This window comes from Roseofilum capinflatum BLCC-M114 (assembly GCF_030068505.1).
Taxonomy (GTDB): Bacteria; Cyanobacteriota; Cyanobacteriia; order Cyanobacteriales; family Desertifilaceae; genus Roseofilum; species Roseofilum capinflatum.
On the sequence record NZ_JAQOSO010000117.1, the window covers coordinates 91,852 to 99,366 of the forward strand.

General features: G+C 47.2%; 6 protein-coding genes. 3 read left to right on the plus strand and 3 right to left on the minus strand.

The genetic code is table 11. The annotated features are described in order from the left end of the window. Window positions 1-46: 46 nt before the first annotated feature. Window positions 47-2,560: a GH116 family glycosyl hydrolase gene (locus tag PMG25_RS23365; protein WP_283769311.1), complete on the minus strand. Its 2,514-nt coding sequence runs from the start codon at window positions 2,558-2,560 to the stop codon at window positions 47-49. A 10-nt stretch (window positions 2,561-2,570) separates the two neighbouring features. Then, on the minus strand, window positions 2,571-3,059 hold the full coding sequence (locus PMG25_RS23370) for a GUN4 domain-containing protein (protein ID WP_283769312.1): 489 nt from the start codon (window positions 3,057-3,059) through the stop codon (window positions 2,571-2,573). A 137-nt stretch (window positions 3,060-3,196) separates the two neighbouring features. Here PMG25_RS23370 and PMG25_RS23375 point away from each other — a divergent pair, with 137 nt between their 5' ends. Next, window positions 3,197-3,736, plus strand: a complete 540-nt coding sequence (locus tag PMG25_RS23375; protein ID WP_283769313.1) for a GIY-YIG nuclease family protein — start codon at window positions 3,197-3,199, stop codon at window positions 3,734-3,736. Between the two features lie 78 nt (window positions 3,737-3,814). Here the strand turns inward: PMG25_RS23375 and PMG25_RS23380 are convergent, their stop codons facing one another. Further along, complete coding sequence (locus tag PMG25_RS23380; RefSeq protein WP_283769314.1) at window positions 3,815-4,330, minus strand: 2TM domain-containing protein; 516 nt, start codon at window positions 4,328-4,330, stop codon at window positions 3,815-3,817. Window positions 4,331-4,683: 353 nt separating this feature from the next. Between PMG25_RS23380 and PMG25_RS23385 the strand changes: the two genes are divergently transcribed. Together PMG25_RS23385 and PMG25_RS23390 are read left to right on the plus strand one after the other, a co-directional pair. After that, window positions 4,684-5,814, plus strand: a complete 1,131-nt coding sequence (locus PMG25_RS23385; protein WP_283769315.1) for a site-2 protease family protein — start codon at window positions 4,684-4,686, stop codon at window positions 5,812-5,814. Between the two features lie 332 nt (window positions 5,815-6,146). Next, the coding region (locus tag PMG25_RS23390; RefSeq protein ID WP_283769316.1) for a DUF4114 domain-containing protein at window positions 6,147-7,515 on the plus strand (1,369 nt) is incomplete at its 3' end.

The window sequence follows — 7,515 nt, forward strand, 5'->3', positions numbered from 1 at the left end:
ATTGCCTATTGCCTATTGCCTATTGCCTTTTGCCTTTTGCCTGACTTCAGAAAGAAGTCTGTTGATGCCCCATTACCCATTCATGTCCGCTTGCGGAAACGTGGTAAAGTCCCCAAATGGCCATAGCTCGCAGATAATGACTGGCGCGAAAGGTTCCGGCTGCGGTAATGGCTTCTGGGGTGCGAAATTGCAAACCATGGGTATAAATTTGATGAACCACGGCTTCGGCGATCGCAAAAGCTTCGGCTTTCATTCCTTGTTGTAACATAAATGCGGCTAATCCGAAGTTAATTCCTGTCCAAATTTCCAGGGGATGGGTGGCATTGGGGTTTTCGGGTGAGCCATCGGGGTTCACACCATTGGCTACACCGAGAGCGGCTTGATCCGGGTTTTGGGTCTGGTTAAAGAGGGTAAAACAGGTGTGATAGATGGTTTGTAGGGTGGTCTGGGTGCAGTCTTCTGGCACAATAGAGGGTAAGTTTAATAACTGGGCGTAAAATTGACCGCAGAGCTGATCGGCCATCACGACTTGCGATCCGCTTTGGCTATCGAGGTTATAGTAGGTTCCATTCCACAGCGTTTTTTGATACAGGGGCTTGGACTGCGTTAACCAGCCTGACCATTGTTCAATCTGAGCGTCAAGATCGGCGGAGGTTTGAGCCGCTTGCAGCCGTTGTCCGATCGCGATCGCCCCTTCGAGCGCGGCTAACCATAATCCCCCACAATAGGCGCTAATGCCCTTCAGTTGCCAATCATCAAAGGTTTGATCGGGCGCTCCTGAGTTTTCGGGAATGCCATCCCCATCAATATCAAAGGTTTTTAGATAGTCGAGGGTTTCCACAATGGCTAACCAGCAGTCCTGCAAAAACTCCAGATCCTCGGCTCCTGTCCAGAGAAAATACCGATAGACTTGCAGCACAAAATCACAGCCCAAGTCTTTCCACAGGTTGCAGTCCTGATAGCTGGTGTAATTAGTTTTGTCCCAGGGATGTTCATTGGGAGCGCCTAGATCGTGGGGGGTGGCGCTGGCAATTTTACGCACGGCTTGGGCTTGGTTGTAACCAATCGTTCGGGGGGTATTGTCTCCCTGGGGAATGGCGCGAGCGAAGGCTAACATTACTGCTTTTTCCAGTTTCGGCCAGAGTTGGGTTAAGGCAAAGCCCCCATAGAGCCGCACATCTAGGCTTTCATACCAGCGATAGTCTAGGCATTCGAGTACCCCAAATTGACCAATGGGGTCGTTTTCTGTGCCTGCTGTCCACAGGGTTCCGCCATCGGTGAGTAGGTAGAGTTCGTTAAACAGGGCCATTTTCAGGGATTCGGGAAATCCGCGATCGCCTAAAATGGGTTTGCGCCATTCGTTAATCGCCTCTTTCCAAGTATCCGAATGTTTCAGAGCCGTGCGTACCATTGACCAGGCATTTTTGCCATTGCGCCCGAAGAAGTCGGTATAGCGGCGATAGTAGCTAATCGGTTGACCGGCGGGTTCTTCGCCCGTTGAGGGCAGTTGGCCAGAAAAGTCACTCCCCGCTTGAGTATAGCCAAACTGGGTTACGGGAAAGTCCCAAGCCAGGATAAAGGGTATTTTTCGGGTTTTTCCGGGTCTGAGGGTAAAGCGGACGGCGATCGCACAGGCGAGGCGTTCCCCAGATGCGGCTGGACTTTCATCTTCTGAGTCTGACAAGGAGCCATCGCTGGCAAAGGGCGACCAAACGGCATCCCCATTACTGGTAGGGTTCCAACGGGTATGGTAAAAGACTTCGACGGCCGGGTGTGCAATAGTGGCGATCGCCCATTGCCCCTCCCCTTCTTCCGGGATCTCATGGGTACTCAACCGACTCATCAAGCAGCCCACCCGAAAGTTATTTTCAATCCACCGGTTATAGTTATCCGTGCTTTCTCCCCATTGGGGTTGATACTCGTAAACCGGCGAACCATCATCCCGAACTGTAATTTCCGGGGTTTTGATGGCATTAGTAAACCAACCCACCGTATTTTCCCAGGTGAGCATAATACTCAGAGTGAGGGGCTTATCCGTGGGGTTATGGGCCGTCCATTCAAAGATGGCCAGGGGATAGCTGGTTTCTTGGTAGTTGTGGGGAATAATGGGCGAAAATTGTTCGCATAGGAGTTGGGCATTGTAAACCCCTTCGTAGTGATACCAGCTTTGGGGATAGAGGGCGCTATAGGTTCCCGTTTGTTGGATGGCACTGGTGGGGGGATACCATTGCCAACGGCTCAGAGTTCCATCTGTGGGGGGTTGGGTACTGAGGGCATAGGTTTTGCTGCGCCCGTCTGAGGTTTGTTCAAAGACGCTAAACTGACAGGCGGGTAGGGTTTTGAAGATATGTTCTCCCCCGTCAATATGCCAGAGGTTAAACTCTCCCCTGGGCGATCGCCCGATACACCCTGCACCAAACCCACCGAGGGGCATTCCATGCCAAGGGCCATCATCTAAATTGGACGTATAACGCACCGTGTAAGGATTATCCCACCCCAAACCGAGGGGGCGTTGCCATGCACAGGAAGGAATCTGGGATTGAAAGGGTTGATCTGCCATAGGGTTTATTTTACAGGTCTCGGCGCGATAGTAGGGCGATTCTCCATGTGCCGAGGACAAAGGAGAAACAGGGCTGATCTCCCACGGGAATCAGCAGTTTGGCGACGGGTAAGTGCCCCAAGGGAGCCTCAAGGCTAAAGGTTAATTGATCATAATTTAACCAGACTTCTTGCGATAATGCTCCGCATTGCTGACGCGATCGCCACCCCACTTTTTCCCCAAATTCAGCATAGTTCTGATGGCTGAGGTTCCAGATCTGCTGTTGGATGCTAAAACCGAAATGACTGTGGCTATGTTCTCTCCACAGGCGATCGATCTGTTGTAGCTCTGAGGTAGGGAGTGCCAGAGCATGGCGTTTGTTAATGTAGCCTTCTGAAGTGCGATCGCTCAGTTGCAAGAGTATCCTACCCGTTTCTTCGTCTGCTTCTTCCCACTGTTGGGCTACCAGTAGATGTTCTAGGTTTTTATAAAGAGACTCAAGGGGGGTAAGAGTTTTCATTGGCTTGGGGTCTTTACGTTTCCCCTCTATTTTATCCTATTGTTTTCCGTTTATTTTGTTGCATAGATTGCTCTTGTAATCAGTGAAGTCACCATGATATAAATAAAAGTCGTGATGTGATTAACCCTCCTTTCTTTATGTCTTCCCCCCTTGAAATCTGCCCTCTGGCAAACTTAGAGTATATTCCCTACATTGATGACCAGGGGAAATTTCCCGAACAATTCTCTAAACAAATCGGAGTCTATGCTATTTTTGATGAAAATAAAACGTTACAACTGGTTTATTATTCACGGGATATTTATCTAAGCCTGAAGCAACATATGGTGCGGCAACCCCAAGCCTGTTATTGGGTTAAAGCCTATGGTATTGAGAAGCCCAACCGCAGTCAACTCGAACAAATCAAAGAAGCTTGGATTGCTGAAAATGGCTCAACTCCCTTGGGAAATGGGGAACAGTTCAGTCAATGGACTGATCCCATTGATGCGAAAGTGTCAATGACCGATGAGGAAAAGGCAGCCTATGAAACCAGTGATGAATTAGGACAAATGAAACTGTTGAAAAATGTCGCTCGTCGAGTTCAAGAGGAAATATTAGCGCGTTTAGAGCCTCGAAAGATTCAGGACTCATTTCGGTTTAATCCGAAGTTGAAAGAAAAAGGGTTATTAGACTTGAAATAAAATAGGGCGAGTCCTAGGTAATGGGTAAACTTTTTTCTATTGCCTACTGCCTACTGCCTACTGCCTACTGCCTATTGCCTATTGCCTTTCCTGAGATTTCCAGAGAACTTGACTTAATTTCTGCCAGGTTTTCTGAGCAGCTTCCTTTATTTGATTGCGATTATACCATTTCTGAAACTCTTGTTCATACTCGGCATCGGTCATCTGGTAAGTATTCCAGGTTTTCAAACCGAGGAGCAATCCCCAAATGAGAAGCACATAAATAGACCAGGACAATGTGCCCACACTGACTAAATTAATAACGACCAGAAAACTATTGGCAATGATATATTTTCCCGCATCCTTTTTGAGGGTTTGATAGCGCTGGATATCAAACTCTTTACGATACTCAAGTTTCCCTTTTTGTTCGATCCATTCTTGTTCAGCAGCTTTGAGTTCTTCAGTAGAAATGTCTAATTCTGTGGCAATTTCTACTAACTGCTCATAGGAAAACTCTTCTATATGATTTTGGCGGGCGATCGCCAGTTGCAAAATCTGTTGTAGATCCTCTTGGCGATAGGAACGGGAGATAGGTGCAGAAGAACCAGACATCATCTTAACTTAGGCTTCACTTATAGGGTCTTATAGGGTAATGACAATCCAATCATTGAGCAGATTTGGTGAGGATGGAGGTGGAAAAGCATTTGCTCCCTTCTATTATGCCGAAGATAAGCCGATCCAGACAAGAAACATAGAGAGGGCAAAGATGGGGAAGCGCGGAGATTCCCCATTCCCTATTCCCCATTCCCTATTCCCCATTCCCCATTCCCCATTCCCTACCCGAACCATTCAAGGACGGATAATCCCCCTAAAATGCCCTTACCCCTCAAAAAGCCGCTCATTACAATGGAGAGAGCGAGGCGCACCCCTCCCCCGATATGATGCAATCTTAGATTCAGAGGTGTTTTATGAACGGCAATATTCGCGTGGGCAGTCTTTTTGGCATTCCCTTTTATCTTAATCCGTCCTGGTTTCTGGTTCTTGGTTTAGTGACCTTGAGCTATGGAACCAACTTGAGTGCTAGTTTTCCCCAACTGGGTTCAGTCTTACCCTGGATTTTAGGGTTAGGCGCTGCTCTGTTGCTCTTTTCTTCCGTGTTGGCACACGAACTCGGCCATAGTCTAGTTGCTATTCGTCAGGGGATTGGGGTGAATTCGATTACCTTATTTCTGTTTGGAGGACTGGCAAGTTTAGAGAAAGAATCGAAAACTCCTGCGGAAGCCTTTTGGGTGGCGATCGCCGGCCCTGCGGTGAGTTTGATTCTCTGTGGTCTGTTTACAGCGATCGCGGTTTTTACCCCCATTAGCGGCCCCTTAGCTGCCATTATCGGACTTCTGGCCTACATTAACCTGGTTTTAGGGCTGTTTAACCTGATTCCCGGTTTACCCCTCGATGGCGGCAATATTCTCAAAGCTCTGGTGTGGAAAATTACCGGAAACCCGAACCGAGGCGTAGTGTTTGCTAGTCGCGTAGGACAACTGATCGGTTGGTTTGCGGTGGCGATCGGGGCCCTGTCAGTCTTAGATATTCAAGTGGTTCTGTTTGGCTTCCCCATTCCCGGTAGTATTTGGACGCTCTTAATCGGTTGGTTCCTCCTGCAAAATGCTGGTCGTTCTGCTCAGTCGGCGACCATCCAAGATATTCTCGCTCACTTGAAGGCCGAAGACGCGGTTCATGCTGAAAGTCCTGTCGTTACGTCTAATCTCTCCCTGCGCGAGTTTGCCAATAATTATGTGATTGGTCAAAAGCAATGGAAAAAGTTCCTGGTGATTGATGAGGAAGGACATCTGTTAGGAACGGTCAGCATTGATGATATGCGATCGGTTCCCACCTCCGAATGGCCTGAAACCACCGTTCAAGCCTTAGTCAAACCCACACCAAGTTCAGAAATTATCCAATCGGATCAAAACCTTTTGGAAGTGGTGCAACTGTTGGAACAAACTCAATTGTCTGAACTGCCAGTGGTGCGCGAGAACGGCATTTTAGTTGGCTTACTCGATAAGGCAGAAATCGCCCGCTTAGTGCAACAGCAAGCCTGATCGATAAAAACCCGATAGTTGAATAGTTAATATCAGTAGGGGCGAAAACAGTTTCGCCCCTACTCTTCTGTATTCAGTAGTTAGGAGCGCCTTCTTCCCTAGCGTTTGAATCGGGATTCTTTGTCCCCATTTTATATTAAGATTTATTACAATTTTCGGGATTTTGCATAAAAATGACCTGATTTTTCTGAGATCTAGGTCAGAAATTTGAAGATGATAACTTTACAAAAACTTCATCAAAAATACGGATAACTTCATCGAATCTTCATATTACTCAGAAAAAATGGTGATACTTTTAAACTTATTCCTTCTGCTACTCACCCAGGTGTCCTATGAGCTGGTTTGATTTCCTCTTTAAACCCGTGTTTTCCACTGATTCTGCCTCAGAAACTCATAAAACCTTCATATTGGAACCCATTCTTACTCCCTCTGGCATCGTTGATTCCCTTGATGAAGGGTTGGATTTTGATGCTGATGGAGAAGACAGTACCGTAGAAAATACGGAAGTAGACTTCGATAACGATGTTAATGATTCAGTTAAAGGTCAATCAGATAATACGGTGAACGACAGCGCATCTTTACCGGAAATCCCGGATGAAGATTTAGAAGAGATCCCGTTTATTTACGCATTAGAGGAAGAACCAGACGCAGAAACAGGAGAAGAGTCCTTAGAACCTACGCGAACAGAAGATAATTCCACCTTCACGTCTGACTCAGAGGTAGAAGTTGAGAATAAAACGGAGCAGGAATCCCTAGAACCGGTCAAAACAGAGGAAATTCCGGTCTTGATTTCTGATTCAGAGGCAGAAGGGGATGAGGAAATTACGCAAGAAAGCGCTAAGTTAGCAACCGATACAGAGACTGATGGAGAACCCCCCGTTGAGTTGGGGATAACAGAAGAGGTTATTTCTCAACCCAAATTTGACTCCGGTTACTTCGTAGTGGGAGAAACAGGAGAAATAGAGATTGATTACCTCTTTGATGGCGGTAAATATAAGGGTGAACTCTCCATTTTTAGCTTAGACGGAATGGACGACTATGACCCCGATACAGAGGATTTTATTGCCGAAGCAGCTAAAAGATCCAACTCCAACTCAGAACTCGGTCATATTGTAATCTCAGACCGAAGTGAAGGCGCACACTTTAGCGGAGAACTCGGAGAAGCTGACCATAATTCTGGCGAATATCAAGGCATAAAAACCTTCAACATGCGCTCTGGAGATAGCTTCGCCATGATGCTCGTTCCCAAAGGAAGAGTAGAACAAGTGGTAGATAATCCTGCTATTGGTGGTGCAACCCGTCCCCTATTTTCCCTTGCAACTGCGAACCCAGACGATGGCTTTCACATGGGACAAATTGCCGATGTGACGGGAGAAGGCAATGTTTTTGTGTTTGAAGACTTGCGCGTGGATGGTAAATCTGACGGAGATTATAACGATCTGATTTTCCGCGTCAAGGGTGCAACAGGTAAAACAGCACAGTTGGATGATGTCATTGATACCGCAAAAGATTGGCGCGATTCGGATTTAGGACAGGAATTGATCGCTTATGTGACTGGGGATGATAGTGCAGTTGCAGAGATTGAGATTGACGATCTAGAGGATGTTACTGATACCGAGACTGTTGTTGAAGATATTGCCTTTAGCGATAACGGTAGGGGCGAACGGCCGTTCGCCCCTACATCTGGGACAGGTGAGGATG

Excerpts from the sequence above, each read along its gene's own strand:
- PMG25_RS23365 (WP_283769311.1), bottom strand. The coding sequence starts at position 2,560 with ATGGCAGATCAACCCTTTCAATCCCAGATTCCTTCCTGTGCATGGCAA.
- PMG25_RS23370 (WP_283769312.1), bottom strand. The coding sequence starts at position 3,059 with ATGAAAACTCTTACCCCCCTTGAGTCTCTTTATAAAAACCTAGAACAT.
- PMG25_RS23375 (WP_283769313.1), top strand. The coding sequence starts at position 3,197 with ATGTCTTCCCCCCTTGAAATCTGCCCTCTGGCAAACTTAGAGTATATT.
- PMG25_RS23380 (WP_283769314.1), bottom strand. The coding sequence starts at position 4,330 with ATGATGTCTGGTTCTTCTGCACCTATCTCCCGTTCCTATCGCCAAGAG.
- PMG25_RS23385 (WP_283769315.1), top strand. The coding sequence starts at position 4,684 with ATGAACGGCAATATTCGCGTGGGCAGTCTTTTTGGCATTCCCTTTTAT.